Here is a 26,055-nt window from a genome sequence, read left to right as displayed (position 1 = left end):
CCCCCGAGCTACGCGCTGTGCGCGAGTACCGGCGGGCCAGGTCCGATGAAGCGATCAGATCAGGCCACACCAACAGATCGCTAACATGTGGCCAACGGCCCTCACAGCCGGACATGGCGGCACGCCACAGCACGGCACCGCACGACACAGCACGGCGCGTCACAGCAAGACACAGCACGGCACGACACGGCACGGGGAGACGGCGTGAGTGAGCGATGCAGGCTGCGGTTCGGTCTGCTCGGGGCGCCCGCCGTGTACGACGCCGAGGGCGAACCGCACCCCGTACGCAGCGCGAAGGGCCGCGCCCTGCTGGCCGCGCTCCTCCTCGAACCCGACCGGGTCGTCTCCCTCGGCGCCCTCAAGGACGCCCTGTGGGGTGACTTCCCGCCGGCCTCCGCGCAGGCCTCCCTCCAGAACCACGTCACACGGCTGCGGCGCCTCCTCGACGATCCGCAGCGGCTGCACGCGGTGCCGCCGGGGTACCGACTCCGGGTCGGCGAGGGTGAGTTGGACGTCCGCGTCTTCGAGCGACTGGTGGCGCAGGTGCGGGCCGCGCACGCGGAGGGGGACTGGGCGCGGACCGTCGTCCTCGCCGCGGACGCGCTCGCGCTGTGGCGCGGGGCGCCGTTGAGCGGCCTCCCTGACTCGCTGGACGGCCACCCCCTCGTACCGCGCCTGGAAGAGGCGCGTCTCCTCGTCCTGCAATGGCGGTACGACGCCGAACTGGAACTCGGCACGGTTGGCCCCCTGGAAACCCCTGGCACCCCCGACGCTCCTGGCACCCGGCTCGCGTCGATCGCCCCGGAACTCGCCGCCCTCGTCGCGGAACACCCCCTCCGCGAGGCCTTCCACCGCCAGCTGATGCTCGTACTCCACCGCACGGGCCGCCAGGCGGAGGCGCTCGCAGTCCACCGCGAACTGCGCCGCAGACTGATCGAGGAACTCGGCGTGGAACCGGGCGCGGCGGTGCGTGACGCACACCAGGAGGTGCTGGGGACGGCTTCGGGGGCGGGGGAGTCGGAGGGTGTGAGGGGGGTGGGCGCCGCTGCGCCCAGTGGACCGGGCCCCAGTGGACCGGGTCCCAGTGGACCGGGTCCCAGTGGACCGGGTCCCAGTGAACCGGGCCCCAGCGAATCGGCTCCCAGTGAACTGAGTGCCAGTGAACTGGGTCCCAGTGAGTCGGGCCCCGGCGGGGTGGCCGGCGGCCCCGCTCAACTACCCCCCGCCCCCGCCCACTTCACCGGCCGCGCCGCCACCGTACGCTCCCTCCGGCTCGCCCTGGCCGGCGGCTCACGCGTCGCCGTCGTCTCCGGAATGGCGGGTGTCGGCAAGAGCGCGCTGGCCGTGCACGTGGCGCACGCGTTGCGGGACGAGTTCCCGGACGGGCAGCTCTACGTCAACCTGCGCGGCGCGACACCGGGCATGGCCCCGCTCACCCCGGGACAGGCCCTCGCCGCGCTCCTCCGCGACCTCGGCGCGGAGCCGCGCCCCGCACCGGAGCGCCTCGCCGACGGACCGGACGGCTCCGACGGACCGGACGGCTCCGATGTACCGGACGGCTCGGACGTACCGGGCTGTCCCCGCATGCCCGAAGTGGACGACAGCGCAAGCGGCCTGCTGCGTTCCCTGCTCGCGCACACCCGCATGCTCATGGTCCTGGACGACGCGGCGACGGCCGCGCAGGTACGGCCTCTGCTGCCCGCCGGACCCGGCTGCGCGGTCATCGTCACCAGCCGCTCGCCGCTGACCGCGCTCGACGGTGCGGCGCGTTTTCCGCTGGCGCCCCTCTCCGACGGGGACAGTGCCGCGCTGCTGCGCGCCGTCTCCGGCCGCGGCGGACTCGACGCCGGGCACCCCTTGATCGAACTCGCGGGCCGCCTCCCCCTCGCCCTGCGCATCGTCGCCGCCCGTCTCGCCGCACGCCGCGCCCTCACGCCGGACGCCCTCGCGGAACTCCTCACCGTCAGCGGCGGCCGCCTGCACCACCTGGAGTACGACGACCTGAGCGTGCGCCGCTCGCTCGCCGTCGCCCTCGACGCCCTGCGCACCTCGGACCGCGAGGCCGACCGCGACGCGGCGCGTGCCCTCGCCCGGATCGGCGCGCTCGACCTGCCGACGTACGGAGTGCCGCTCCTGGCCCGCCTGCTGGGCACCGACGAACTGCGCGCGGGCGCGGCCCTCGACCGCCTCGTCGACGTCGCACTCCTCGACGAGACGTCGTACGGCCGGTACGCCCCGCACGACCTCGTACGCGACTTCGCCCGGGAGACGGCCACGGAGACCGGCGCCGACGCCGGCGCAGGGCAGGGGGAACTGGCGGGCGCCGACGTCGTCGAGGAGGCCTTCCGCTGGTACGCGGAGTCCGCCCGCCGCACCCTGCTGGCCATCCTGCCGGAGGGCCTCGACCGGACCGACCGCCTGCGCGGCGTCGAGTCCCGCCTCGTCCGCCCCGGCCGCAGCATCCCGGCCGGCCCGCCCCTGACCGCGGAGTCCGCCTTCACCTGGGGTGACACCGAACTCGCCAACGTCCTCGCCCTGGCCGAGCGGCACGACGACCCCGCCGGTCTGCTGCCCGTGCTGGTCCGCTGTCTCTTCCCGTATCTCCAACGCCGCGGCCGCCTCACCGAGTTGGCCGTACTCGGCACCCTCGCTCTGGAGCGCGCCCGCATGCAGGGCGACACCGCCGCCGAGGCCCAGGCCCTCACCGATCTCGCGGGGCTGCGCTTCATGTCCGGCCGCGGCAGCGAGGCGCTCGCCCTGAATGACGAGGCCCTCGTCCTCTGGCGCGCACTCGGCATCGTGTCCTGCGTACGCCGCGGGCTCAACAACCGCGGGCTCCTCCTCGAAGGCCTGGGTCGCCACACCGAATCCGCCGAGGCGCTCCACCGGAGCCTCGACCTCGCCCAGGAGCTCTGCGACCCGCTCAGCGAGGCGATCACCCTCAGCCACCTCGGCAACCTCTACGAGCACACGGACGCCCGCGCCGCCATCGCCCACCACGAACGCAGCCTCGCGATCGGCGAGACCATCGGGCACGCCGTCGTCCGCCAGTCCGCCCACTGCAACATCGGCTACGCCCACCTCACCCTCGGCGAACCGGCCGCCGCCCTCGGCCACTTCAAGGAGAGCCTGCGCCTGCACGGCGAGTACGAGGACTGGCACGGCGCGTCCCAGGCCCGCCTCGGACTGGTCCGCGCCCTGCGCGGACTCTCCCGCTCCGTGGACGCGAACCGCGAGTGCGCCGCCCTCCTCGACCGTGCCGAACAGCGCGGCGACACCCACATGACGGGTCTCGCGCGCCACCAGCGCGGGCTCCTGCTCCGTGCGGCGGGCCGTGACGAGGAGGCGTACGAGCAGTGGCGCGCCGCGCTGCGCGCACTGGACGGCACGGACAGCAAGGTGGCCGACGAACTACGGGCGCTGCTGGCGGCGTAGCGCTGCTTCGCGTCCCGTCCTGCTTCACCGCCTCGCCCTACTTCGCGTCCGCGTAGCACTCCACCACAGCCGTGGTGAAGGGGAACCGGACCGGTGTCTCCCCGAACGCGATCCGGCCCGCGAGGTCCCCCGCCTCGCGCACGGCGAGCGCCACCGTCTCCGCCTCCTCGGCGGGGCAGTGCACGATGACCTCGTCGTGCTGGAAGAACACGAGCTGCGCCCGCAGCCCGCCCTCCGCGATCGACCGGCGCAGCGCGGCCAGCATCAGCAGCGCCCAGTCCGCCGCGCTGCCCTGCACCACGAAGTTGCGGGTGAACCGGCCGCGGGCGCGGGCGTTCGTCGAGGCGTATCCGGGGGTGAACTCGCCATCGGGCGAGGCGGGTCCGGTGCCGCCGTCCGGGGCGGCCGGCGGGGCCTCCTGGGGGATGCCCGCCTCGTCGTCCTCCCCGGCGCCCGCCGCCGGCGGACTCGTCCGGCCCAGCCAGGTCCGGACGAGCCGGCCCTCCTCGCCCGCCTTCGCCGCGTCGTCGACGTACGCCACGGCCAGCGGGAAGCGGCGGCGCAGCGCCGCCAGGTTCTTCAGGCCGTCGCCCGACGTCTGCCCGTACACCGCGCCGAGCAGCGCGATCTTCGCGTGCTCGCGGTCGCCGGAGAACGCGCGGTCGGAGAGGCGCGTGTACAGGTCCTCCTCGCTGCCCGCCACCTCCATCAGGCCCCGGTCGCGGGAGATCGCGGCGAGGACCCTCGGCTCCATCTGGTCGGCGTCGGCGACGACGAGCCGCCAGCCGGGGTCGGCGACGACGGCCCTGCGGATCACCTTCGGGATCTGCAGCGCGCCGCCGCCGTTGGTCGTCCAGCGGCCGCTGACCGAGCCGCCCGGCGTGTACTCGGGTCGGAACCGGCCGTCGTGCACCCAGTCCTGGAGCCAGCTCCAGCCGTGGGCCGTCCAGATGCGGTACAGCTTCTTGTACTCGAGGAGGGGCCGCACCGCGGGGTGGTCGATTCCCTCGAGCTCCCAGCGCCGCGTCGACTTCACCCTGATGCCGGCCTGGGCGAAGGCCTTGACGACGTCCGCGGCAAGATCCGGCCGGACGCGGCGGCCGAACGCGCCGGACACCTCGTCGGCCAGCTCGGCGAGGCGGCGGGGCTCGCCACGGCCCGCGTACCGCTCGCCGAGCAGTTCGTCGAGGAGCGCGCGGTGGACGTCGGCGCGCCAGGGCAGACCCGCGGCGTTCATCTCGGCGGCCACGAGCATGCCGGCCGACTCGGACGCGGTGAGCAGGCGCATGCGGCCCGGGTGGGCGGTCGCGTCGTGTCTTCGCTGCTGATCGGCGTATACGGCCGCGAGGTCCGGCAGGGATACGTCGATGCCGCCGGGGCGGGGCTCGAAGAGGGAGTCCTGGGTGCCGGGCTCGGCGGCGCGGGGCGGGGGATCGGGCGGCACGGGAGTGTTGCGGAGGCGGGCCAGGGCGGCCGCGGCGGAACGGGGCTCGCCGAGGCGGCCCTCGTGGCCGAGGAGGAGGAGCTCGGCGGCTTCGATGTCGTAGCAGCGGGGGACGCGGACGCCCGCGGCGAGCAGGCGGGGGTAGACGGCGGCGGTGGACCGCCAGACCCAGCGGTCCGCCTCCGGGCGCTTCCGGACGGCTTCGGCCAGGTCGGGCTCGCGGACGACGTCCCCCGCGGGCAGGCCGTCGTCGCCGAGGCGGACGAGCTCCGCGGCTCCTCCCTCGACAGCGGCCACTACCCACCGTTCACCCATACCCCGAGCATCGCACCCGGCACTGACATCGCCCTGTCGGTCGCCTCCCGGGTGCGGCGTGCGGGCCGTGCTGGAAGGCTCGCCGCATGCGAGTGGCGCTGGCACAGACGGACTGCGCGCTGGGTGAGGTCGAGCAGAACCTGGAGACCGCGCGGAAACAGGCGGCCCAGGCCGCCACCCAGGGCGCCGACCTCGTCGTCTTCCCCGAGCTGAGCCTGCACGGCTATCACCTGGGCGGCCTGAAGAGGGACGCGTCGATCACGACGGACGACCCCCGGCTGCTCGGCCTGACGGAGCCCGGCGGCCCGGACGTCCTGGTCGGCCTCCACGAGCACACGAGCCTGCGCGCGTACAACACGGCGGCGTACTTCTCGGCGGGCCGGCTCCTGCACGTCCACCGGAAGCTGTACCTCCCGAACTACCTGGCCTGGGAGGAACGCAAGCACGTCAGCCCGGGCCAGCACCTGCGCGCGTACGACCTGCCCCGCGAGCACGGCCGCGCCGCCACCCTCATCTGCAACGACGCGTGGCAGCCCGCGCTCCCGTGGCTCGCCGTGCAGGACGGCGCCGAGGTCATCCTCGTACCGACGAACAGCGCGGCCAGCCTGGACCCGGAGGCCATGGACACCGGCCTGTACTGGGACACGCTGCTGTCGTACACCGCCCGCATGCTCCAGTGCTGGGTCGTCTTCGTGAACCGGGTCGGCAACGAGAACGGCGCCTCGTTCTGGGGCGGTTCCCGCGTCGTCGACCCGCGCGGCACGGTCGTCGCGCAGGCGCCGAAGTGGGAGCCGGGGCTGGTGACGGTCGACATCGACGTACACGAGGCACGCCGCCAGCGCCGCGCGGTACCGCTGGTCGCCGAGGCGCGCCTCGGCCTGGTCGACCGCGAGGTACGACGCCTCATCGACGAGGGCGGCGACAGCTGAGGGAAGGGGCGGTCGGGGTGCCCTTCCGCACCCCCGCCACCGCAGCCGACACCGCCACCCCCGCACACACACCCACACTCACCCCGACCTCCCCCCACGGCACCGCCACCCCCGCCGGGACCGACAGGAGCGCGAGGCCGGTGGAGAGGCCGGTCAGGTTGATCGCCGTGACGGCGAGGCCGAGGAGGGAGCCTGCCGCGACGGCCACCAGCGCCTCGCCGGCGACGACCAGCCGCACCTGTCCGTGCGTGGCGCCCGCGAGGCGCAGCGAGCGCAGTTCCGTGCGGCGTACGGACGTGGCCATGAGCAGCGTGCTCGCGAGCGAGATGCCCGTGTAGAGGAGGGAGATGCCGAGCAGCATGAGGAGGCCGAGGCGCGTCTGGGCCTTGGTGTGCGGGTGGGTCGCGGCCAGCCACTCGGCGGCCGTGCGCACCTCGCCACCGCTGCGGGCCGCCAGCGCGGCGGCCGCCGCGCCCCGGTCCGCGCCCGTCGTCCCTGTCCTTCCCGTCTTCAGGCGTACATCGATCCGGTCGACCGGGGCGGATCGCGCGTTGGCCCTGGTGACATACGCGCCGTTGTCCCCCGTCCCGCGCGCGAGGACCGCCACGATCCGCAACCGCGCGGGCCGCCCGTCGCCGAGCCGGACGGCGACCCGCTCGCCGACCCGGTGCCGCTCCCACTCCTCGTTGACGACGATCGACCGGTCGTCCAGGTCGCGTACGTCACCGGCGATCACCGGCAGCCGCGACGTCGCCGCCAGCGCCGCCGGATCGACCACCGCCCGCGCGTCGGTCCGGACGAGGGCGCTGCCTTCCTCGCGTACGAACACGGCGGTGGAGGCGGAGGGGGAGAGGGCGGCGGCCCCCGGCACCTCCGAGACCTGGACCGGCTTCAACCGGTCCCCCGACGCGACCAGTTGGGAACGGGACACCCGCTCCGCCTCCGCCGCCTTCGCCGCGCTCACCGTCTGCGCCGAGCCGAGCAGGCTGCCCGCGAGGGCGACGCTGACCAGGACGGGTGCCGCGACGGCGGCGGTGCGGCGTACGGAGGCGGTGGCGTTCTCGCGGACGAGGAGCCCGACGGCGCCGGGCAGCCGGATGGCGCGGACGACGGGACGTACGAGAAGGGGTGCGAGCGCGGCGGCCGCGGTGATCAGGATCATCGGCTGGACCGTGTACGTCTTGCGCTTCAGGAGCGCGGACGGGTCCGTGCCCAGGGTGCGGACCAGCAGCCCGAGACCACAGGCGAGCAGCACCCCGCCCACGATCCGCCGGCTCCACGGCATGACGCCGCTGTCCACGGACGCGTCGCGCAGCGCCTCGACGGGGGAGACGCGGCCGGCCCGCCGCGACGCGGCCCAGGCTCCGGAGAACGAGACGAGCAGACCGGTCCAGAAGGCGAGCTGAAAGGGCCACGAGAACCACCCGGCCCACGTTCCGGTGAGTCCCCCCGCCGCCGTGAGTCCCCCCGCTCCCCTCTCCGCGCCCTCGCCCACCGCGAACCAGTCCGGTGCGATCCCCGCCCGCACCAGCGCCTCGGCCTGCAACGGCCCGCCCCACGCCCCCAGCACGCACCCGGCGACGGACGCCACGACGCCCACCGCGAGCGCCTCGCCCAAGAGCTGCCTGCGCACCTGCCCAGGCGTCGCCCCGGCCATCCGCAGCAGCCCGAACTCCCGCCGCCGCAGCGCCACCACGAAGGCGAACGTCGACGCGGTGACGAAAACCGACACAAACGCGGCCACACCGCCCGCCGTGCCGAGGAAGGAGTTGACGGCCACCAGTGATTCGGCGTCCCGGGCGGTGCCGGGGTCCACCTGGCGGCGGTCGTCGCCGGTGAGGACGCGGGCCCGTTCGCCGACGACTTCGCGTACGGCCCGGGCGGGGGCGTCGACGCCGACGGCGTCCCGTTCGTCCCCGTCGAGCCGTACGGGTCCGAGCCGCCGTAGCTCGCGTAGCAGTTCGATATCCACAGGCTGTGGATGAGCGAGCGGCTTCGATACGTACGTGACGTCCGGGCCGCGCCGGACCGGAACCGTCAGTGTGTCCTGGCCCGCGACCACGACGGGCCACCCGGCGAACCGCACGGGCGCCCGTTCCGGTGCGGAGAGGCTCGCGTCGAGGCCAAGCGCCATGGAGGCGGTGAGCCCGACGCCGAGGGTGACGGCCACGAAGGCCCCCAGGAGACTGGTCCAGCGGGCTCGGAGGGAGGCGAGGAAGATCATCACGCGGCCGCCTCCGTCGCCTCTGCCGCCTCTGCCGCTTCCGCCGCTTCGAGGCCCGCCATCGCCGACGCCACCTCGCCGGCGTCCGGCGCCCGCAGTTCGCTCGCCACCCGTCCGTCGACCAGGAACACGACCCGGTCCGCGTAAGAGGCGGCCACGGGGTCATGGGTGACCATCACGACGGTCTGCCGCTCGTCGTCCACCAAACCCCTTAATAGCGACAGCACTTGACGGCTCGTCATCGTGTCCAGTGCTCCCGTCGGCTCGTCGCCGAAGAGGACGGCGGGCCGGCTGACCAGCGCCCGCGCGAGCGCGACCCGCTGCTGCTGCCCGCCCGACAACTCGCCGGGCCGGTGCCGGGCGCGGTCCGCGAGGCCGACCCTCGCGAGGGCGTCGCGGATCTCCGTGCGCGAGACCCTGCGGCCCGCCAGGCGCAGGGGGAGGGCGACGTTCTGGGCGGCGGTCAGTGAGGGCAGCAGGTTGAAGGCCTGGAAGACGAATCCGATCCGCTGCCGTCGCAGCATCGTCAGTCGGCGCTCGCTCAGCCCCGTCAGTACGGTGCCGCCCACCTCGACGGTTCCGGACGTCGGTCGGTCGAGGCCTGCGGCGCACTGCAGCAGTGTGGACTTGCCGGAGCCGGAGGGGCCCATGACGGCGGTGAAGGTGCCGGTGCGGATGTCGAGGTTCACGTCGTCGAGGGCGGTGACCTCGCCGTAGAGACGGCGGACTCCGGAGAGGCGTACGGCGGATTCGTTCATGCCTCTACCCAATCGGCGGGCGCCCCGGGGGACACGCCCTCTGGTGGGCGTCATGGGGGTAGGGCTGGCCATACCTTCTGTCGCCCGGGTGGGTGCGCTGCGACGTCCCGTCGGGGCAGGACAACTGTCCCGCCGCTCCGCGGCGGATACCTCCCACCCGCCCGCCCGTTTGCCCTGCGCCGTCCTGCGGGGGTAGGAGCACCAAGCCCGCCGCTTCGCGGCGGATGTATCCCACCCACCCGCCCGTTCACCCCGCGACGTCCTGCGGGGGTAGGGGCGACTAGCCCGCCGCTTCGCGGCGGATGTATCCCACCCACCCGCCCGTGCACCCCGCGACGCAGCTGCCAGGTAGGGGCAAGGGCGGGAGCCCCCACCGGGTCGCAGGCGCTCGCGCGCCCAAGGGGGTGTGGGGGTATGTGCGAACGGAGCACCGAGCGAACTCTGGCGTCTTTGGACTTGAGGCGTGACGCAGGGATAGCGAGTACGCACATGCCCCCGCGCCCCCGCCCCCGAGCCGGGCAATAGGCGCGACCCGCACCCGCCCAAGCACCCCAGCCCCACAGCCGGACGCGAAGCGCCCCGCCCCAGTTACAGCCCCACCTGCCCCCATACCCTTGCCCCATGGACTCGGTGATCGACAGTGCGTTCGCGGCGGCGTTGTACGGCGACGGGGACGAAGGCCTGGACACCGGCGCGTCGCTCCTGGCGGCCGCACCCGAGGCGGACGCCGACCTGCGCCGCCGCGGCGAGGAGTACCTGAGCCGCGCGTGGCGGCACGGCTGGCAGCCCGCGGACGTCGTCCGCGTCGTCCGCCGCGACCTGGACGACCCGCACGTACGCCTGACCGCATCCCTCATCCGCACCGAGACCAGCCGCTACGCCCACCTCCCGCCCCGCTGGCCGGCCCAGCTGGCGGACCTCGGCCCCGCCGAGGACGAGGGCGGGGCCGCCACCCGGGGCCAGGACCGTTTCACCAGGGCCACCACCCACCTCCAGCTGTACCGCCTCCTGCTCCGCCTCCCCCCGCTCGAACCGGCGGGCCCGCCCCCCGGCGACACCGTCCCCGGCCCGGTCAAGGGCGAGCCCCGCACGCTGACCCGTATCCGCGCCCTCCTCGCGAAGGCGGAGGCGACCGGCTACCCGGAGGAGGCCGAGGCGCTCACCGCCAAGGCGCAGGAGCTGATGGCCAGGCACTCGCTCGACGAGGCGCTGCTCGCGGCCCGTACGCATGCGAAGGACGTACCGGCGGCCTGCCGTGTCGGCGTGGACGCCCCGTACGAGACGGCGAAGGCGATCCTGCTCGACGCCGTCGCCGCCGCGAACCACTGCCGGGCGGTGTGGAACGAGGCGTACGGCTTCTCGACCGTCGTCGGCTTCGAGCCCGACCTGGAGTCGGTCGAGCTCCTCTACACCTCGCTGCTCGTACAGGGCACCGCGGCGATGACCAAGGCGGAGGCAGGCCAGCGCGCGGCGGGCCGTAAGCGTACGAAGACGTTCCGGCAGGCCTTCTTGATGGCGTACGCGCACCGCATCGGTGGACGCCTGGCCGCGGCGGGCGAACACGCGGTGACGGAAGCGGCCCGGGAGGCCGCCCGGGACACGGGCACGGGCACGGACGCGGACACCGGCATGGGCGCCGCCTCCCTGCTCCCCGTACTGGCCGCGCGCGACGTCGCCGTCACCGACCATGTCGAGCAGATGTTCCCCGAGACGACCACGACACGGGTGCGCGGCGTGACGGACGCCGAGGGCTGGAACCACGGCACAGCGGCAGCGGACCGGGCCCACGTGGGGCTCCGCGGCCGCGGCGGCGGCCACGGCCATGACCATGGCGGGGGCCGGGCGCTGCCGTGAGCCGGCCGAGGCAAACCTGAGGTGATTCGCATATGCCCCGTATCATCACAGAGTGACCTGGCTCCGCGCGCTGAAAGAGACAGCTCGCTCGGGTCTGACCGTCGAGCGCAAACGCCTCGAACCGCTGGTCGCCCTGCGCGGCGCCGCCGGCCTGGCGATCGTCATCGGCGTCAGCCTCACGCTGTTCGGTCCGGCGGTGGCGGCGAGCTCGGCTTTCGGGGCGTTCCAGGCGGCGATCGCCACGTTCCAGCGCAGTTGGCGCCCCCGCCCGGAACTCGCCCTCGCCTCCGGCACCAGCCTCGCCGTCTCGACCTTCCTCGGCTACCTCACCGGCTCCCACACGCTCCTCTTCCTCGCCCTGCTCTGCCTCTGGACCTTCCTGGCCGGGCTGAGCTGGGCGGCGGGCCCCACGGTCGGCATCATCGCGTCGTCCAACGTCGCGATCATGCTGGTGACGGTCACGATCCCCACCTCGGTCGCCGCCGCGGCGGTCCACGCGGCGATGATGATCGTCGGCGGCTGCGTCCAGGCGGCCCTGGTGATCCTCTTTCCGGTACGCAGATGGGGCGCCCACCGGGACGCGCTCGCCGACGCCCTGGCCGCCGAGGCGGACTACGCACGCAGACTCCGCCACGACCCGGTGGCCCCCTTCGACCCGGAGCCCTTGATGGCGGCCCGCGACGCGGCGACGATCACCCCGCGCCAGGCCCGCACCCGACCGGCCGAACTCCACGGCGCGCGCGGAGTCGCCGAACGCATCCGTCCGGTCCTGGCCTCCCTCGCGGATCCGGCGGTCGGCGTGCCGCCGGAGGGCAGGGAGCGGGACAGGGTCCGCGAACTCCTCGGCGCGGCGGGCGCGATCCTGGACGCGGCGGCCCGCGCGATCCGCCACGGCGCCCCGGTCCAGCTCCCCCCGGCGGCCCTGGCCACCCTGAGAACCCCCGACACAGGCGCGATCCTCACCGGCCCGGCCCACCGAGCGGCAACCCGCCTGGCGGCCCTCCTGAAAGACGTCCTGGAAACAGCGGGCAACGCCGACAACGCCGGCAACGCCGACAACGCCGGCAACGCCGACAACGCCGGCACCCTCCACCCCCCTCCCGACCCCGACCCCACCACCACCGGCCCCGCCCCCAGGCCTGACACCCAGCCCGTGCCCCGGTCCGACGCCCGGCCCGATCTCCCGTCCCAGGACCGGTCCGATCTCCCGCCCGAGGCCCGCCCCGACCCCGGAGCCGAATCCTGGCCCACCACCCAGTCCGGCTTTCGGTCCGACAGCCAGTCCGGCCTTCGGTCCGACCCCGGGTCCGAGCCCCGGCCCACCACCCAGCCCGGCCTCCGGTCCGACAGCCAGTCCGGCCTCCGGTCCGACCCCGAGTCCGAGCCCCGGCCCGCCCCCCAGTCCGACCTCCGGTCCGACAGCCAGTCCGGCCTCCGGTCCGACCCCGAGTCCGAGACCCGGTCCGCCCCCCAGTCCGACCTCCGGCCTGACGCCCGGCCCGCCCCCCAGCCCGACGGCCAGCCCACCTCCCAGTCCGCACCCCGGCCCGACCCCCACCCCACCTCCGCCCCCCAATCCGGCCCCCACCCCACCTCCCACTCCACCCCCCAATCCGGCCCCCAACCCACCCCCAAATCCGCCACCCACCCCCACCCCAACCCTCACCCCCACCCCAACCCTCACCCCCACCCCAACCCCCTGCTCCGCCCCAGCCTCTTCGCGCTCGTGCCTGCCGCTCTTCGTGCCGTGCGGGCCGACTTCAGGCACGATTCGCCGGTGACGCGGCATGCGATCCGGGTCACGGCGGTGGCTGCCGCGGGGTATCTGCTGGGGCACTGGCTGCCCTTCGGGCACGGGTACTGGGCGCCCATGGCCTCGGTCATGGTGATGCGCCCGGACTTCTCCCAGACGTACTCCCGCGCCGTCGCCCGCTTCGGCGGCACCCTCGTCGGCGTCGCCCTCGCCACGGGCCTCGTCCAGCTGGCCCACCCCGGCACGGGGCTGTCCGCCGCGCTCGCCGTGGTCTGCGCCGGGCTGATGTACCTGCTGATGCGCACCGGCCAGGTGGCGGCGCAGGCCTGCGTGGCCGCGTACGTCGTGTTCCTGCTCGGCATGGGCGGCCAGCAGTGGACGCAGACCGTCCCGGAGCGCGTGCTCCTGACACTGCTGGGCGGCATCCTCGCGATGATCGCGTACGCGGTGTACCCCGCCTGGGAGACCCCCCGCCTCCGCACCCGCCTCGCCGACTGGCTGATCGCGGACGGTCGTTACGCCGCCGCGGTCGTCGACCACTACGCCAACCCGGCGGGCAAGGCCTGCCCCGACGTCCGCGAGGCCCTGCTCGCCGCCCGCGACGCCCGCGTCGCCTGGCAGGAAGCGGTGCACCGGGCCGAGAACGAGCCCGTGCGCCACCGCGGCCTCTCCCGCGCAGCGGCCGCCGACGCGGAGGAGGCGCTCGCCCAGCTCGGCCGCGTCGCCATGCTGATGGAGGCGCATCTGCCGGAGCGCGGCGACGCCCCCGTGCCCGCGGCCGCCCGCCTCGCCGAGGCGCTGCGCAAGTCGACGGAGCAGGGCGCGAAGGCGGTGCGCGAACGCCGCGTACCCAGGTGGGACGCGGTCCGTACGGCTCTGGAGGAGTGGGACGGCGAGGGCGTCCCCGACCGAGTGGTCCGCAGGGGAGCGGGCCTCCTCCTGGACACCCTGGACGAACTGTCCGACGCCCTGGACACGGAGCCCCCGCCGATGCTGGTGGACGGCTCGGCCACGAAGCGGCCAGGGCCGGGGCCGGACGCCGACGGGCCGCGGGATCCCGGTCCTGGATAGACCGGAGCCCGCGGCCCTTGGCGGACGGCTCGCGCTCGCCCAGCAGCTATGCCGCAGCAGATATGAGGGGGAGGGTCAGGGCTGCGGCACTCCCGCCGTAGGCAGACCGTCCGGCAGCTTGCCGCCCCGCGTCTTCAGGAACTCGTCCTTGAACTCGTTCTTGCCTGCGCCCTCCCAGGCGACCTTCATCGACTTGCCGTCCACGGACTCGACGCGCCCCGTCGTGCGGTCGGAGTTCCCCTTCGGGCACGTGAGCTCGATCGTCCGGGATGCCGTCCCGCCGCCCGTGGTGCCGTTGCACAGCACGTCCTCGCCGAGCAGGGTCGCCGTCTTGCCGGTGACGGCGAGGGCGAGCGGCTTCCCGTCGGCCGTGGCGATCCACGTACCTTCCAGGCTGCCGCTCTTGCCCTCCGAGCCACCGGACCCGGCAGCCCCACCGGAAGAGCTCGATCCGGAAGAGCTCGATCCGGAAGAGCTCGAATCAGCCGCCCCGCGATCCTTCTTTCCGCCGCCGCCGCCCCCGTCCCCGTCACTCCCGCACCCCGACAACACGAGCACAGCGACCAGACAGCCCACCGCGGCACCCACGGCACCCACGGCACCCCCACGGACACTACGGACGTACGTACGCACTCGAACTCCCCCTGAAGGACCTCGCGTTGCCGGAGCCGGGTCATGATCCGGCCAAATCGCGCGCCAAGCTACCAGGAGGATTTGCGCACACCGGGGAGATAGCCGGCGTGCGCTTGCTCACGCAGCTTCACCCTCGACAGCCCGAACGCCCCCACGTATCCGCGCGGGCGCCCGTCGACGCTGTCCCGGTTGCGTACGCGCGTCGCGCTGGCGTCACGCGGCTGGCGGGCCAACTCCCGTTGCGCGGCGGCTCGTTCCTCGTCCCCCGTGCCGGGGTGGCGGATGATCTCCTTCAGCTCGGCCCGTCGCGCGGCGTACCGCGCGACGATCTCGCGCCGCCGCTCGTTCTTCGCGATCTTGCTCTTCTTGGCCATCAGATCCTCACTCCACGCGCACGGATCCTGGCGACGGCCGCCTCGATCCCGATGCTGTCGACGGTCTTGATCCCCTTCGTGCTGAGCCGCAGCCGCACGTACCGGCCCTCGCTCGGCAGCCAGTACCGCTTGCGCTGGACGTTGGGGTCGAAGCGGCGGGATGTCCGCCGGTGGGAGTGGGAGATGTTGTTGCCGAAGCGGGGTTCCGCGCCGGTCAGCTGGCAGTGGGCGGACAAGGTGACGCACCTCTCGGTAGACGGAAAGCGGATGGACATGAGCCCCAGTTGAAAACGGGAGTCATTTTCATATACTAGCCACATGGCCCGCACCGAACACCGCCCCGTCATCAAACTCCGCTCCACGGCGGGAACCGGCTACACCTACGTGACCCGCAAGAACCGCCGTAACGACCCCGACCGCCTCACGCTGCGCAAGTACGACCCGATGGCAGGACGCCACGTCGACTTCCGAGAGGAGCGCTGACCGCCATGCGCAAGGACATCCACCCGCCCTACGGCCCCGTCGTCTTCCGCGACAAGGCCGCCGGCTTCGCCTTCCTCACCCGTTCGACCCTCGCCGGTTCGACCTCGGCCAGCGGGAAGACGGTCGAGTGGGAGGACGGCCGTACGTACCCCGTCATCGACGTCGAGATCTCGTCCGCGAGCCACCCCTTCTACACGGGCACGGCCCGCGTACTGGACACGGCAGGCCGCGTCGAGCGCTTCGAACGCCGCTTCGGCAAGCGCTGATGCGGGGTCCGGACCGCCCCTCGCGAGCGGACGGGGCGCCCCGCCGGAATGACGCTGGGGCGCCCCGCCGGAACGACGAGGGAGCGCCCCGCCAGGACGACGAGGCGCCCCAGCGAACTGAGGGATCACACCCGCAGGCCGAGCCCGCACCCCCAAGATCCGAGGACACGCCCCCGCAGCCCCAGGGTGACCCCTCGAGGAGCGAGGAGACCCCCCGTATGGACGTCGTGATCATCGCCGGCATCCACGCCGCCGCCCGCAAGGCCGCCGTCGACGATCTGCTCGCCACCGTCCCCGGCAGCGTGGCCCTGCACCACGACCTGTCGACCGCCGTGGCGGGCACCGTCGTCCGCACGGTCCGCGATGCCACCGGCGTGCTCTCCACCGGTGACGCCCCGCTGGTCAACGACTGTGCGTGCTGCGCGCTCCGCGAGGATCTCGTGCCGGAGCTGGACCGGCTCGCGGACGCGGGGCTCACCCGGCTCGCGGTCGTCGAGCTGTGGGACTCGGTCGAGCCGAAGGCGATGGCCGAGGTCGTCGCCGCGCACGGCGGCGACGGGCTCGTGCTCAGCGGCGTGGTCACGGCGGTCGACCCCGCCCTGCTCCTGCCCTGCCTCGGCAACGGGGACGACCTCATGGAGGCCGGCCTCGCCGCGGCCCCCACCGACCAGCGCACCGTCGCCGACACCTGGGCGCGCCAGCTGGAGTACGCGCCCGTCCTCGCCGTCACCGACTCCCCGGAGGCCGACGACGAGGACCGCGCCCTGCTCGCCCAGCTCCACCCGACCGCCCGCCAGGTGCTCATCGGACAGGGTGACCTGGCCCGCGCCGCGCTCGGTGGATTCGACGTCGAGGCCGCCGCGGCGGCGCAGCACCCGGCCTGCGCGCTGTTGCCGACCGAGGCGGACGCGTGCGGGGTCTCCACCCTCGTATGGCACCGGGAGCGGCCGTTCCACCCGGAGCGGCTCTACGACGCGTTGGAGGATCTGACCTGCGCGGCCGCCCGCAGCCGCGGCCGGTTCTGGCTGGCCGACCATCCGGACACGCTGCTCGGCTGGGACGCGGCGGGCGGCGCGCTCTGCGTCGAGAGCGCCGGGCCGTGGCTGGCCTCGCTGCCGGACGCCGCGTGGGAGATGGTCCCGCCGGTGCGCCGCGCTGCCGCCGCCCTCGACTGGCACCCGGTCCACGGCGACTGCTGCAACCACCTGGTGTTCACCTCGCCGGGCCTGGACCGCGACGGGCTCGAAGAGGTCCTGGAGTCCTGCCTGCTGACGGACGAGGAGTACGCCGCCGGGCGCGACGCCTGGAAAAACCTGCCCCCCGCCTTCGACACCCTCCTGGAGGTCTGACCCTTGTCCCCGCGCAAGCCCCCGCGCCCGCAGAAGCCGAAGCCCAACCCCCTGGACCAGGCCGGGATCACGTACGTCGACTACAAGGACACGGAACTGCTCCGGAAGTTCATCTCGGACCGGGGCAAGATCCGCAGCCGCAGGGTCACGCGTGTGACGGCCCAGCAGCAGCGGCAGATCGCCGCGGCGATCAAGAACGCCCGCGAGATGGCGCTCCTGCCGTACGGGACGCCTCGCTGACGGTCACTGCCCCTCTCTCCCCGCACCGCCCCTCTCTCCCCGCACCGGCCTCCTGCCGGCACCCCAGGGTGCCGCAGGAGGCCGGTCTCGTGTCCGAGGGAATCCGAGGGAACAGGAAGGGCGCGGCATGCGTCTCTTCCTGTGCGAGGTGCCGACCGGCTTACGAGGTGCCGACCGGCTGACGACGTACCGACAGGGCTGTAATCAGAGGAACACCCCGCGTGCACGTGCATCTGCCCATGCATCCGCATGTGAACACAGCTATGATCCGGGACAGTTGACCACTGCATCTAGAGCCACTCACGGCACCGCACCACCCGGGGAGCGACCTGTGCACCACGCGTTTAACGGCATGGCGGCCACGGAGCTTCACGGGGTCGTCTGGCAGAAGAGCAGGCACAGCAACTCGCAGGGCTCGTGCGTGGAGTTCGCGAAGCTGCCGGGCGGCGACGTCGCCGTACGCAACTCGCGCTTCCCGGACGGCCCGGCGCTCGTCTATACGCGCGCCGAGATCGAGGCGATGCTGCTGGGGATGAAGGACGGGGAGTTCGACCACCTGATAGGCGGCTGACGCACGCACTCCCCGCAACGCAGGGCATAGCTCAGGCCCTGACTCGGGCCTCGGCTCAGGCCCTAACTCAGGCGGAACAGCGCCCAGACCACCTTGCCGCGCAGCGCGCCGGCGAGCGGGTGCCAGCCCCAGCTGTCGCTGAAGGAGTCCACCAGGAACAGGCCACGGCCGGACTCCGCCGAGAAGTCGTCGTCGGTGTCGCGCGTGACCGGACTGTCGTCGCTGGGGTCGCGCACCGCGCACACCAGCCGCGTCGCCCAGCGCATCAGATGCAGCCGCACGGGCGGCTCCTCCGGGCTGCGGGGGCCGCGAGGGTCATGAGGACCGCGAGGGTCGCAGGGGTCGATGAGGTCCCGCGTCTCGCGCGGCGTGTCCGCCGGCAGCGCGTGCCGCAGCGCGTTGGTGACGAGTTCGGAGACGACGAGCGCGATGTCGTCGAACCTCTCGTCGAGGTCCCACTGGCCGAGCGTGTTCCGGGTGAACTTCCGTGCGCTGCCCACCGCTTCGTAGCGGGCGGGGAGGGCGACGGACGCCGCGTCGGAGACCGCGGAGGGGTCGATCGGAGGTAGCCCCTGCCTTAACGGCTCGAGCATGGTCGATCCATTCGTCCCCATGCGAGGCACTCCCCGGTTTCGCGGTCATAGCGATGGAGCGGTGGCGCGGTCGGTCGCCGATGGTGCGGTGGTACGCGGTCGGTACAGCAGTGGCGCGCGGACCATGGTTCCGAATGCGCACAGCAGATGCAAGGGCAGATGCACGTGCACGCGCCGGACTTGGTCGTTCCCGTGCCACTTCTCGCCCATTTCTTCCCACGGTTTCTTCTGGAGACCTTTCGGACCCTTTCCGTTTCTGTAACCGGACGTGTACGGCCTGGAGCGTTTAATGGCAGACTGCTGGCTTCCAGTCGATCGGGAGGATTGAGCGAAGTGACCGCAGGGGAGTCGAGCGGCTCGGTGGTACGGCGCATCCTGCTGGGCTCACAGCTGAGGCGGCTCAGAGAGTCCCGCGGCATCACCCGTGAAGCGGCCGGATACTCGATCCGCGCCTCCGAATCGAAGATCAGCCGCATGGAGTTGGGACGGGTGAGCTTCAAGTCCAGGGACGTCGAGGACCTCCTGACGCTCTACGGCGTCACCGACGAGGCCGAGCGCGGCGCGCTCCTCTCGCTCGCCAAGGAGGCCAACCTCACGGGCTGGTGGCACAGTTACTCGGACGTCCTGCCCGGCTGGTTCCAGACGTACATCGGTCTGGAGGGCGCGGCCTCGCTCATCCGCGTCTATGAAGTCCAGTTCGTCAACGGCCTGTTGCAGACCGAGGCGTACGCGCACGCGGTCGTCGCGCGCGGCATGAAGGGCGCGAGCAAGGCCGAGATCGAGCGACGCGTCGCGCTGCGCCTGGAGCGCCAGAAGCTCCTCACCTCCGAGCACGCGCCCCGCTTCCACTGCGTACTGGACGAGGCCGCGCTCCGACGCCCCTACGGTGACCGGGAAGTGATGAGAGGTCAGATCCAGCACCTCATCGAGATCTCCGAGCGTCCGAACGTCACCCTTCAGGTCATGCCGTTCAGCTTCGGCGGGCACGCGGGCGAGAGCGGCGCCTTCACGATGCTGAGCTTCCCGGAGTCCGACCTCTCCGACGTCGTGTACGTGGAGCAGCTCACCGGCGCCCTCTATCTCGACAAGGCCGAGGAAGTCGCGCAGTACGAACGCGTCGTCGCGCAGCTGCACAAGGACAGCCCCGATCCGGTCGGCAGCCGCGATCTCCTCCGCGGGCTGCTCCAGCTCACCTGAAACGCCCGCCCCACCACCAACTCACCCCAAACGTAAGTACTATGACGTGAGATCAGGTGTCTGCTTCCGTTTGCGGCCGTCTGCTGCCGCGGCAAGGGGTCCGTCTCATGTCCTTCTTCACCGACCTGGCTCACCAATACATCGACGGGGAGTGGAAGGCCGGGTCAGGTTCCTGGGACATCATCGACTTCAATCCGTACGACGGGGAGAAGCTGGCGTCCATCACGGTCGCCACGGCCGACGAGGTCGACCAGGCCTACCGCGCGGCCGAGCGCGCCCAGAAGGAATGGGCCGAGACCAATCCCTACGCCCGGCGTGCCGTGTTCGAGCGCGCCCTGCGGATCGTCGAGGACCGCGAGGAAGAGATCACCGAGGCGATCATCGCCGAGCTGGGCGGCACCCGGCTCAAGGCGGCCTTCGAGATCCACCTCACCAAGGAGTTCCTGCGCGAGTCCGTCCATCTCGCGCTGCGCGCCGAGGGCCGCGTCCTGCCCTCGCCCGACGACGGCAAGGAGAACCGCCTCTACCGCGTCCCCGTCGGCGTGGTCGGCGTCATCAGCCCCTTCAACTTCCCGTTCCTGCTGTCGATCAAGTCCGTCGCCCCGGCCCTCGCCCTCGGCAACGCGGTCGTCCTCAAGCCGCACCAGAACGCGCCGGTGCTCGGCGGCGCCCTCGTCGCCAAGGTCTTCGAGGACGCCGGACTGCCGGCCGGCCTGCTCAACGTCGTCATCACGGACATAGCCGAGATAGGCGACGCCCTCATCGAGCACCCGGTGCCGAGCATCATCTCCTTCACCGGATCGGACCGCGTGGGCCGCCACGTCGCCACGGTCTGCGCCTCGAACTTCAAGCGCTCGATCCTGGAACTGGGCGGCAACAGCGCACTGATCGTCCTGGACGACGCCGACATCGACTACGCCGTGGACGCGGCCGTCTTCAGCCGCTTCGTGCACCAGGGCCAGGTCTGCATGGCCGCCAACCGCATCCTCGTGGACCGGTCCGTGGAGGCGGAGTTCACCGAGAAGTTCGTCGCGAAGGTCGCGGGCCTGAAGGTCGGCGACCCGGCCGACCCCGCCACCCACATCGGCCCGCTCATCAACTCCTCGCAGGCGGACGCCGTCACGGCCGTCGTCGAGCAGGCCGTCACCGCCGGCGCGAAGGCCCTGCTGCACGGGCGGACCGAGGGCAACCTCGTCGCCCCCTCGGTCCTCACGGAGCTGCCGGCCGGCTCCCCGGTCCTGAGCCAGGAGATCTTCGGCCCGGTCGCCCTGCTGCTGCCCTTCGACGGCGAGGACGAGGCGGTCCGCATCGCCAACGACACCCCGTACGGGCTGAGCGGCGCGGTGCACACCGGCGACATCGAGCGCGGCGTGCGCGTCGCCAAGCGCGTCAGGACCGGCATGATCCACGTGAACGACGGCACCGTGCACGACGAGCCGATCGTGCCGTTCGGCGGCGAGAAGAACTCGGGCGTCGGCCGACTGAACGGCGAGTCGACAGTGGACGCCTTCACCACGCAGAAGTGGATCTCGGTACAGCACGGCAGGTCGCGCTTCCCGTTCTGACCGGGTTGACCTTCCCTGCGGAACCTCGCGGAACGTCGCGAAACCTCGCGAAACCTCACGGAGCCTTGCGGACAGAACCTGACCGCAAGGCTCCGTAGCGTCTGTGGTGTCGGAAAGCCCGGCGGAACCTACGGAACCTCCTGCGGAAGCAGGCCGGAGAAGAGGCGGACACCATGGTCACTCACGTCAGCGCGGAAGCCAGGGGCGACGAGCGCGGCGCCCTCATCGCCTTCGTGGAGGCCCAGCGCGGCGGCATCCGCCGCTCCGTGCTCGGCCTGACCGACGAGCAGGCGAGGACCCGCCCGAGCGCCAGCGAACTGACCCTCGGCGGCCTCGTGAAGCACGTCGCCGAGACGGAGCTGAACTGGCTGCGCATGGCTCAGGGGAAGCCCAACGAGAAGGCGCGCACGGAGGCGACCTGGGGTGACAGCTTCCGCCTCGTGGAGGGCGAGACGCTCGCCGGCGTGCTGGACTTCTGGGACGGCGTCGCCCGCGAGACCGAGGAATTCATCCGCGCCGTGCCGAGCCTCGACGACACCTTCCCGCTGCCCGAGGCGCCCTGGTTCCCGCAGGACGGCGCGGTGTCGATGCGCTGGCTGATGCTGCACCTGGTCGAGGAGATCGGCCGGCACGCGGGCCACGCCGACATCGTCCGCGAGTCCCTCGACGGAAAGACGGCCTTCGAGCTGGTGGCACTGGACCGGGGATACCCTAGTCAAAATTGATGACCCGGGGGGCTGAGTGGAAGGGCGCGGTACATGTCAGCGATCCGGCTGCTGGTTCTGGGGGCCGTGCGCCAGCACGGCCGCGCCCACGGCTATCAGGTCCGCAACGACCTGGAGTTCTGGGGCGCCCACGAGTGGTCCAACGCCAAACCCGGCTCGATCTACCACGCCCTGAAGCAGCTGGCGAAACAGGGCTTCCTGATCGCGCACGAGGTCGCGCCCTCCACGGCCGGCGGTCCGCCGCGCACCGAGTACGAGGTCACGGAGAAGGGCACGGAGGAGTACTTCTCGCTGCTCCGTGAGTCCCTGACCATGTACGACCAGCGGCCGGACGTCCTCACGACGGGGATCGGCTTCATCGTGGACCTGCCGCGTGAGGAGGCCGTGGCCCTGCTCAAGGAGCGGGTGCGCCGCATCGAGGAGTGGCGCGCCTCCGTCACGGAGTACTACACGCCGCAGGACGGCCCCGAACAGCTCGGCCACATCGGCGAGATCATGAACTACTGGGTGCACTCGGCCGACACGGGCGCGGAGTGGACCAGGGGCCTGATCGCCCGCATCGAGGGCGGTGCCTACACCTTCTCAGGGGAGGGCGAGCCCTTCGTGGGAGTGCTCGCCGAGGACCAGGAGAATCCGTACGCGGCGGGGAGCGGGCACGCGGAGGACGACCGCTAATCAAGTTTGACGAATGGGCCTTCCTCGGTTACCTTCGCCCACCTAGTCAAGTTTGACTATTGGATCAAGGGGTCAACGAGGGGAGCCGGATGACGGACGCGATCGTCGTCGAGGGCGCACACAAGGCGTACGGGCGGAAGAAGGCGCTGAACGGCCTCGACCTGCGGGTGGAGCGCGGCACCGTGCACGGCGTGCTGGGGCCGAACGGCGCGGGCAAGACCACGGCGGTGCGGATGCTCGCCACCCTCCTGCGGCCCGACAAGGGGCGCGTGGAGGTGGCCGGGCACGACGTGCGGCGCAGGCCCGACGAGGTGCGCAGGCGCATCGGCCTGCTGGGCCAGCACGCAGCCGTGGACGAGGAGCTGAGCGGGCGGCAGAACCTGGACATGTTCGGGCGGCTCCACCACCTGGGTGCCCGCCACGCGCGCGTGCGGGCCGACGAGCTCCTGGAGCGGTTCGGTCTCGCGGACACCGGCCGCAAGGCGGTCAAGCAGTACAGCGGCGGCATGCGGCGCCGCCTCGACCTCGCGGCGTCCCTCGTCACGGACCCCGAGGTGCTGTTCCTGGACGAGCCCACCACGGGTCTCGACCCGCGCGGCCGCGCCGAGGTGTGGAACTCGGTGCGCTCCCTGGTCGGCGCGGGCACCACCGTGCTGCTGACCACGCAGTACCTGGAGGAGGCGGACCAGCTGGCCGACCGCATGTCGGTGATCGACGAGGGCCGCGTCGTCGCGGAGGGCACGGCGGACGACCTCAAGGCGAAGCTCGGCGGCGACCGGATCGACGTGGTGGTGCGGGACGCGGCACAGCTGGCGCGTACGGCCGGGCTGCTGCCCGCGGGCGCCACGGTGGACGCCGACCGCCGGCTGGCGTCCGCGCCCGTCACGGACCGCATGGAGGCCCTCACGGGCGTCGTGCGGGCGCTGCGGGACGCCGGCATCGACGCGGAGGACGTGGCGCTGCGCAGGCCCACGCTGGACGAGGTCTTCCTGAGCCTGACCGAGCGTACGAAGGGGACCGTGTGACTACGTCGATGAGTGTGACCACGCCGATGGGCGTGCGTACGTCGGTGAGCCGGGCCGCGACCGACTCCTGGACCATGACGCGGCGCGAACTCGCCCACTGGGCGCGGCAGCCGGTGCAGGTCCTGGTGGGCCTGGTCTTCCCGGTGATGATGCTGCTGATGTTCACCTATCTGATCGGCGGCGGGAAGGGCATCAAGGGGGAGTACGCCGAGTTCCTCGTGCCCGGCATGTTCGCGCTGACGATGGTCTTCGGCCTCGACGCGACGATGGTCGCCGTCACCCAGGACCTCAACAAGGGCGTGATCGACCGGTTCCGCTCCATGCCGATGGCCAACGGCGCGGTGCTGGTGGGACGCTCGGTCGCCGACATGCTCCAGTCCTTCGTGTCGCTCCTGGTCATGATGGGTGTGGGGCTCGCGATCGGCTGGCGCTGGCACGGCTCGTCCGGGGCGGTCCTTGCCGCCGTCGGGCTGCTGATGATGCTGCGGTTCGCGATGCTGTGGCTCGGCATCCACCTGGCGATGATCGCGGGCAGGCCGGAGATGGTGGTGGCCGTGCAGATCCTGGTCTGGCCGGTCGGCTTCCTCTCCAACGCCTTCACGGTCCCGCAGAACATGCCGGGCTGGCTGGGCGCCCTGGTCGAGTGGAACCCGATGTCGGCGACGGGCACGGCCGTCCGCGACCTCTTCGGCAACGATCCGGGGGTGACCGGCACCTCCTGGGCGGCCGGCCACGCGGGGCTCCTGGCGGTGCTGTGGCCCCTGGTGATCGTGGGAGTGTTCCTGCCGCTGGCGGTCCGGAGGTTCACGGCACTCAGCAAGTAACCGGGCCCGGCGGCCGGGGCTTCGCAGCCGGGCTTGCACCTCACGTGGCGTGAGGACGCAGGCTGATCCGCGTACCGAGAGAAGGAGGGCGGAAGCCATGAGCTACTCCGTGGGACAGGTCTCCCGTGTCGCCGGAGTGACGGTGCGCACGCTGCACCACTACGACGAGATCGGCCTGCTCGTGGCCGGCGAGCGCAGCCACGCGGGCCACCGGCGCTACGCCGACGCGGACCTCGACCGGCTGCAGCAGATCCTGTTCTACTGAGAGCTCGGCTTCTCCCTCGACGCGGTGGCGGCCCTCCTGGACGACCCGGATACGGACCCGCGGGACCACCTGCGCCGCCAGCACGAGCTGCTGACCGCGCGGATCCGCAAGCTCCAGGAGATGGCCGCCGCCATCGAGACCGCCATGGAGGCGAGGAAGATGGGCATCAACCTCACGCCCGAGGAGAAGTTCGAGGTCTTCGGGGACCACGACCCCGACCAGTACGCGGAGGAGGTCGAGCAGCGCTGGGGCGACACCGCGGCCTACGAGGAGTCGCAGCGCAGGTCCGCCTCGTACACGAAGGACGACTGGAAGCGGATCAACGACGAGCTGAACGCGGTCCACGCGCGCGTGGGCGACCTGCTCGCCCGGGGCGTGCCCGCCGACTCCCCGGAGGCCATGGACGCCGCGGAGGAGCACCGCCGCTTCATCACGGCGAACCACTACGAGTGCCCGCACGAGATGCACACCTGTCTCGGCGAGATGTACGTGGCCCACGAGCGGTTCACGGCCTTCTACGAGGCGATCCGCCCCGGAATGGCCCGCTACCTGCGGGACGCGATCCTGGCGAACGCGGCACGCGACGACAGGTGACGAGCGCGCGGTAAGGGGCACCCGGCCATGGCGGGTGCCCCTTACCGATCCGCCGCGAGACCGGCGTCCCCGTCGAGGCAGTGGTTGCAGTTTCCGCACAGTGCGGGCCCAGAAGGGGAGTGGAACCGGGCCGGGGCGCCTGGCGTTGATAACTTTGGGCGGCTGCACCCGCCGCCGCACCGCCCCCTCACCCCCAGGAGCCCGGAACCGTGACGACGCTTGCGCTCGGACCAAGCTGGTTGGATCCGGATTACCTGCTGAACCAGTTCGGCCTCTGGGGCCTGCTGGTGATCGTCTTCGCCGAGTCCGGCCTGCTCATCGGCTTCTTCCTGCCCGGCGACTCGCTGCTGTTCACCACGGGCCTGCTGATCACCACGCACAAGCTGGACACCCCGCTGTGGCTGGCCTGCCTGCTGATCTGCCTCGCCGCGATCCTCGGCGACCAGGCGGGCTACCTCTTCGGCAAGAAGGTCGGCCCCGCGCTCTTCAACCGCCCGGACTCCAAGCTCTTCAAGCAGGAGAACGTGGTCAAGGCGCACGACTTCTTCGAGAAGTACGGCCCGAAGTCCCTGGTCCTGGCCCGCTTCGTGCCGATCGTGCGGACGTTCACGCCGATCATCGCCGGCGTCTCCGGCATGCGGTACCGCTCCTTCATCACGTTCAACATCATCGGCGGCGTGCTGTGGGGAGCGGGCGTCACCCTGCTCGGCGCCTGGCTCGGCAACATCGAGTTCGTGCACAAGAACATCGAGGCGATCCTCATCCTGATCGTCCTCATCTCGGTGGTGCCGATCGCCATCGAGTTCCTGCGGGCCCGCAGCAAGTCCAAGAAGGCCGCGCCGGCCGAGGGCGCGTCCCAGCGCGGCCGCCACGCGAAGCGGTAATCCAGTCCG

General features: G+C 72.4%; 23 protein-coding genes and 3 pseudogenes. 18 read left to right on the top strand and 8 right to left on the bottom strand.

From position 1 onward, the window contains the following. Nucleotides 1-87: 87 nt before the first annotated feature. A pseudogene (locus ACI2L3_RS04435) lies at nucleotides 88-981 on the top strand (BTAD domain-containing putative transcriptional regulator); the annotation flags it as partial. Between the two features lie 162 nt (nucleotides 982-1,143). On the opposite strand, the pseudogene ACI2L3_RS04430 reads toward ACI2L3_RS04435, so the two are convergent. After that, nucleotides 1,144-1,215, bottom strand: a pseudogene (locus ACI2L3_RS04430) (hypothetical protein); the annotation flags it as partial. On the opposite strand from ACI2L3_RS04430, the gene ACI2L3_RS04425 reads away from it, so the two are divergent. Next, entirely contained in the window at nucleotides 1,195-3,435 is a 2,241-nt protein-coding gene (locus ACI2L3_RS04425) for a tetratricopeptide repeat protein (protein ID WP_404751320.1), read from the top strand. The pseudogene ACI2L3_RS04430 and the gene ACI2L3_RS04425 sit on opposite strands and share 21 nt — an antisense overlap. Nucleotides 3,436-3,472: 37 nt before the next feature. On the opposite strand, the gene ACI2L3_RS04420 is transcribed toward ACI2L3_RS04425, so the two are convergent. After that, nucleotides 3,473-5,194 (bottom strand): bifunctional 3'-5' exonuclease/DNA polymerase, encoded by a 1,722-nt coding sequence (locus ACI2L3_RS04420; RefSeq protein ID WP_404750804.1) that lies wholly within the window; start codon nucleotides 5,192-5,194, stop codon nucleotides 3,473-3,475. 86 nt (nucleotides 5,195-5,280) lie between these two features. Between ACI2L3_RS04420 and ACI2L3_RS04415 the strand changes: the two genes are divergently transcribed. Beyond that, the gene (locus tag ACI2L3_RS04415) at nucleotides 5,281-6,123 is read left to right on the top strand and encodes a nitrilase-related carbon-nitrogen hydrolase (RefSeq protein WP_404750803.1); all 843 of its coding nucleotides are present in this window, start codon (nucleotides 5,281-5,283) and stop codon (nucleotides 6,121-6,123) included. Here the strand turns inward: ACI2L3_RS04415 and ACI2L3_RS04410 are convergent. Beyond that, on the bottom strand, nucleotides 6,098-8,347 hold the full coding sequence (locus ACI2L3_RS04410; protein WP_404751319.1) for an FtsX-like permease family protein: 2,250 nt from the start codon (nucleotides 8,345-8,347) through the stop codon (nucleotides 6,098-6,100). The two genes, ACI2L3_RS04415 and ACI2L3_RS04410, sit on opposite strands and share 26 nt — an antisense overlap. Continuing rightward, on the bottom strand, nucleotides 8,347-9,105 hold the full coding sequence (locus ACI2L3_RS04405) for an ABC transporter ATP-binding protein (RefSeq protein ID WP_404750802.1): 759 nt from the start codon (nucleotides 9,103-9,105) through the stop codon (nucleotides 8,347-8,349). Before ACI2L3_RS04405 ends, ACI2L3_RS04410 begins: the two co-directional genes overlap by 1 nt. A 621-nt stretch (nucleotides 9,106-9,726) precedes the next feature. Between ACI2L3_RS04405 and ACI2L3_RS04400 the strand changes: the two genes are divergently transcribed. Both ACI2L3_RS04400 and ACI2L3_RS04395 read left to right on the top strand, forming a co-directional pair. Beyond that, entirely contained in the window at nucleotides 9,727-10,959 is a 1,233-nt protein-coding gene (locus ACI2L3_RS04400) for a DUF2786 domain-containing protein (RefSeq protein WP_404750801.1), read from the top strand. Between the two features lie 52 nt (nucleotides 10,960-11,011). After that, entirely contained in the window at nucleotides 11,012-13,783 is a 2,772-nt protein-coding gene (locus tag ACI2L3_RS04395) for an FUSC family protein (RefSeq protein WP_404750800.1), read from the top strand. A 75-nt stretch (nucleotides 13,784-13,858) separates the two neighbouring features. Here ACI2L3_RS04395 and ACI2L3_RS04390 read toward each other — a convergent pair whose 3' ends face one another. From ACI2L3_RS04390 to rpmB, 3 genes are all read right to left on the bottom strand, one after another. Next, nucleotides 13,859-14,380: a hypothetical protein gene (locus ACI2L3_RS04390; RefSeq protein WP_404750799.1), complete on the bottom strand. Its 522-nt coding sequence runs from the start codon at nucleotides 14,378-14,380 to the stop codon at nucleotides 13,859-13,861. A 104-nt stretch (nucleotides 14,381-14,484) separates the two neighbouring features. Further along, nucleotides 14,485-14,790, bottom strand: coding sequence for a 30S ribosomal protein S14 (rpsN, locus tag ACI2L3_RS04385; protein ID WP_404750798.1), 306 nt, complete (start codon nucleotides 14,788-14,790; stop codon nucleotides 14,485-14,487). After that, complete coding sequence (gene rpmB / locus ACI2L3_RS04380; protein WP_055568530.1) at nucleotides 14,790-15,026, bottom strand: 50S ribosomal protein L28; 237 nt, start codon at nucleotides 15,024-15,026, stop codon at nucleotides 14,790-14,792. Before rpmB ends, rpsN begins: the two co-directional genes overlap by 1 nt. Nucleotides 15,027-15,108: 82 nt before the next feature. On the opposite strand from rpmB, the gene rpmG reads away from it, so the two are divergent. The 5 genes from rpmG to ACI2L3_RS04355 all read left to right on the top strand — a co-directional run bounded on the left by rpmG (nucleotide 15,109) and on the right by ACI2L3_RS04355 (nucleotide 17,699). Continuing rightward, entirely contained in the window at nucleotides 15,109-15,273 is a 165-nt protein-coding gene (rpmG, locus tag ACI2L3_RS04375) for a 50S ribosomal protein L33 (protein ID WP_362997281.1), read from the top strand. A 5-nt stretch (nucleotides 15,274-15,278) separates the two neighbouring features. Further along, on the top strand, nucleotides 15,279-15,539 hold the full coding sequence (locus tag ACI2L3_RS04370) for a type B 50S ribosomal protein L31 (protein WP_404750797.1): 261 nt from the start codon (nucleotides 15,279-15,281) through the stop codon (nucleotides 15,537-15,539). 218 nt (nucleotides 15,540-15,757) lie between these two features. After that, nucleotides 15,758-16,888, top strand: a complete 1,131-nt coding sequence (locus ACI2L3_RS04365) for a CobW family GTP-binding protein (protein ID WP_404750796.1) — start codon at nucleotides 15,758-15,760, stop codon at nucleotides 16,886-16,888. Between the two features lie 3 nt (nucleotides 16,889-16,891). Next, nucleotides 16,892-17,128 (top strand): 30S ribosomal protein S18, encoded by a 237-nt coding sequence (rpsR, locus tag ACI2L3_RS04360; protein WP_404750795.1) that lies wholly within the window; start codon nucleotides 16,892-16,894, stop codon nucleotides 17,126-17,128. A gap of 331 nt (nucleotides 17,129-17,459) precedes the next feature. Continuing rightward, entirely contained in the window at nucleotides 17,460-17,699 is a 240-nt protein-coding gene (locus tag ACI2L3_RS04355) for a DUF397 domain-containing protein (RefSeq protein ID WP_223775964.1), read from the top strand. Nucleotides 17,700-17,761: 62 nt separating this feature from the next. Here ACI2L3_RS04355 and ACI2L3_RS04350 read toward each other — a convergent pair whose 3' ends face one another. Then, nucleotides 17,762-18,313 carry an ATP-binding protein gene (locus ACI2L3_RS04350; RefSeq protein WP_404750794.1) on the bottom strand — a complete coding sequence of 184 codons (552 nt, stop codon included), beginning with the start codon at nucleotides 18,311-18,313 and terminating at the stop codon, nucleotides 17,762-17,764. 312 nt (nucleotides 18,314-18,625) lie between these two features. Between ACI2L3_RS04350 and ACI2L3_RS04345 the strand changes: the two genes are divergently transcribed. The 8 genes and pseudogenes from ACI2L3_RS04345 to ACI2L3_RS04310 all read left to right on the top strand — a co-directional run bounded on the left by ACI2L3_RS04345 (nucleotide 18,626) and on the right by ACI2L3_RS04310 (nucleotide 26,046). Beyond that, complete coding sequence (locus ACI2L3_RS04345; protein WP_404750793.1) at nucleotides 18,626-19,489, top strand: helix-turn-helix domain-containing protein; 864 nt, start codon at nucleotides 18,626-18,628, stop codon at nucleotides 19,487-19,489. A gap of 107 nt (nucleotides 19,490-19,596) precedes the next feature. Then, entirely contained in the window at nucleotides 19,597-21,054 is a 1,458-nt protein-coding gene (locus ACI2L3_RS04340; RefSeq protein WP_404750792.1) for an aldehyde dehydrogenase family protein, read from the top strand. A gap of 173 nt (nucleotides 21,055-21,227) precedes the next feature. Beyond that, the gene (locus ACI2L3_RS04335) at nucleotides 21,228-21,779 is read left to right on the top strand and encodes a DinB family protein (RefSeq protein WP_404750791.1); all 552 of its coding nucleotides are present in this window, start codon (nucleotides 21,228-21,230) and stop codon (nucleotides 21,777-21,779) included. A gap of 33 nt (nucleotides 21,780-21,812) precedes the next feature. After that, nucleotides 21,813-22,454, top strand: coding sequence for a PadR family transcriptional regulator (locus ACI2L3_RS04330; RefSeq protein ID WP_404750790.1), 642 nt, complete (start codon nucleotides 21,813-21,815; stop codon nucleotides 22,452-22,454). Between the two features lie 89 nt (nucleotides 22,455-22,543). Next, the gene (locus ACI2L3_RS04325; RefSeq protein WP_404750789.1) at nucleotides 22,544-23,479 is read left to right on the top strand and encodes an ATP-binding cassette domain-containing protein; all 936 of its coding nucleotides are present in this window, start codon (nucleotides 22,544-22,546) and stop codon (nucleotides 23,477-23,479) included. Between the two features lie 8 nt (nucleotides 23,480-23,487). Further along, nucleotides 23,488-24,303 carry an ABC transporter permease gene (locus ACI2L3_RS04320; protein WP_404750788.1) on the top strand — a complete coding sequence of 272 codons (816 nt, stop codon included), beginning with the start codon at nucleotides 23,488-23,490 and terminating at the stop codon, nucleotides 24,301-24,303. Between the two features lie 97 nt (nucleotides 24,304-24,400). After that, nucleotides 24,401-25,162 (top strand): annotated as a pseudogene (locus tag ACI2L3_RS04315) (MerR family transcriptional regulator). 209 nt (nucleotides 25,163-25,371) lie between these two features. Then, entirely contained in the window at nucleotides 25,372-26,046 is a 675-nt protein-coding gene (locus ACI2L3_RS04310; RefSeq protein ID WP_404750787.1) for a DedA family protein, read from the top strand. Nucleotides 26,047-26,055 lie beyond the last annotated feature (9 nt).

Source organism: Streptomyces sp. NPDC029674 (assembly GCF_044903205.1).
GTDB lineage: Bacteria > Actinomycetota > Actinomycetes > Streptomycetales > Streptomycetaceae > Streptomyces.
Note: the sequence above shows the minus strand (reverse complement) of the source record. Positions and strands in the feature narration are given on the sequence as shown.

Bases quoted from the DNA above. Each gene is read 5' to 3' on its own strand.
- ACI2L3_RS04410 (WP_404751319.1), bottom strand. From the start codon at position 8,347: ATGATCTTCCTCGCCTCCCTCCGAGCCCGCTGGACCAGTCTCCTGGGG.
- rpsN (WP_404750798.1), bottom strand. From the start codon at position 14,790: ATGGCCAAGAAGAGCAAGATCGCGAAGAACGAGCGGCGGCGCGAGATC.
- ACI2L3_RS04340 (WP_404750792.1), top strand. From the start codon at position 19,597: ATGTCCTTCTTCACCGACCTGGCTCACCAATACATCGACGGGGAGTGG.
- ACI2L3_RS04400 (WP_404750801.1), top strand. From the start codon at position 9,727: ATGGACTCGGTGATCGACAGTGCGTTCGCGGCGGCGTTGTACGGCGAC.
- ACI2L3_RS04325 (WP_404750789.1), top strand. From the start codon at position 22,544: ATGACGGACGCGATCGTCGTCGAGGGCGCACACAAGGCGTACGGGCGG.
- ACI2L3_RS04330 (WP_404750790.1), top strand. From the start codon at position 21,813: ATGTCAGCGATCCGGCTGCTGGTTCTGGGGGCCGTGCGCCAGCACGGC.
- ACI2L3_RS04320 (WP_404750788.1), top strand. From the start codon at position 23,488: ATGAGTGTGACCACGCCGATGGGCGTGCGTACGTCGGTGAGCCGGGCC.
- rpmG (WP_362997281.1), top strand. From the start codon at position 15,109: ATGGCCCGCACCGAACACCGCCCCGTCATCAAACTCCGCTCCACGGCG.
- ACI2L3_RS04420 (WP_404750804.1), bottom strand. From the start codon at position 5,194: ATGGGTGAACGGTGGGTAGTGGCCGCTGTCGAGGGAGGAGCCGCGGAG.
- ACI2L3_RS04350 (WP_404750794.1), bottom strand. From the start codon at position 18,313: ATGGGGACGAATGGATCGACCATGCTCGAGCCGTTAAGGCAGGGGCTA.
- ACI2L3_RS04370 (WP_404750797.1), top strand. From the start codon at position 15,279: ATGCGCAAGGACATCCACCCGCCCTACGGCCCCGTCGTCTTCCGCGAC.
- ACI2L3_RS04405 (WP_404750802.1), bottom strand. From the start codon at position 9,105: ATGAACGAATCCGCCGTACGCCTCTCCGGAGTCCGCCGTCTCTACGGC.
- ACI2L3_RS04415 (WP_404750803.1), top strand. From the start codon at position 5,281: ATGCGAGTGGCGCTGGCACAGACGGACTGCGCGCTGGGTGAGGTCGAG.
- ACI2L3_RS04335 (WP_404750791.1), top strand. From the start codon at position 21,228: ATGGTCACTCACGTCAGCGCGGAAGCCAGGGGCGACGAGCGCGGCGCC.
- ACI2L3_RS04365 (WP_404750796.1), top strand. From the start codon at position 15,758: ATGGACGTCGTGATCATCGCCGGCATCCACGCCGCCGCCCGCAAGGCC.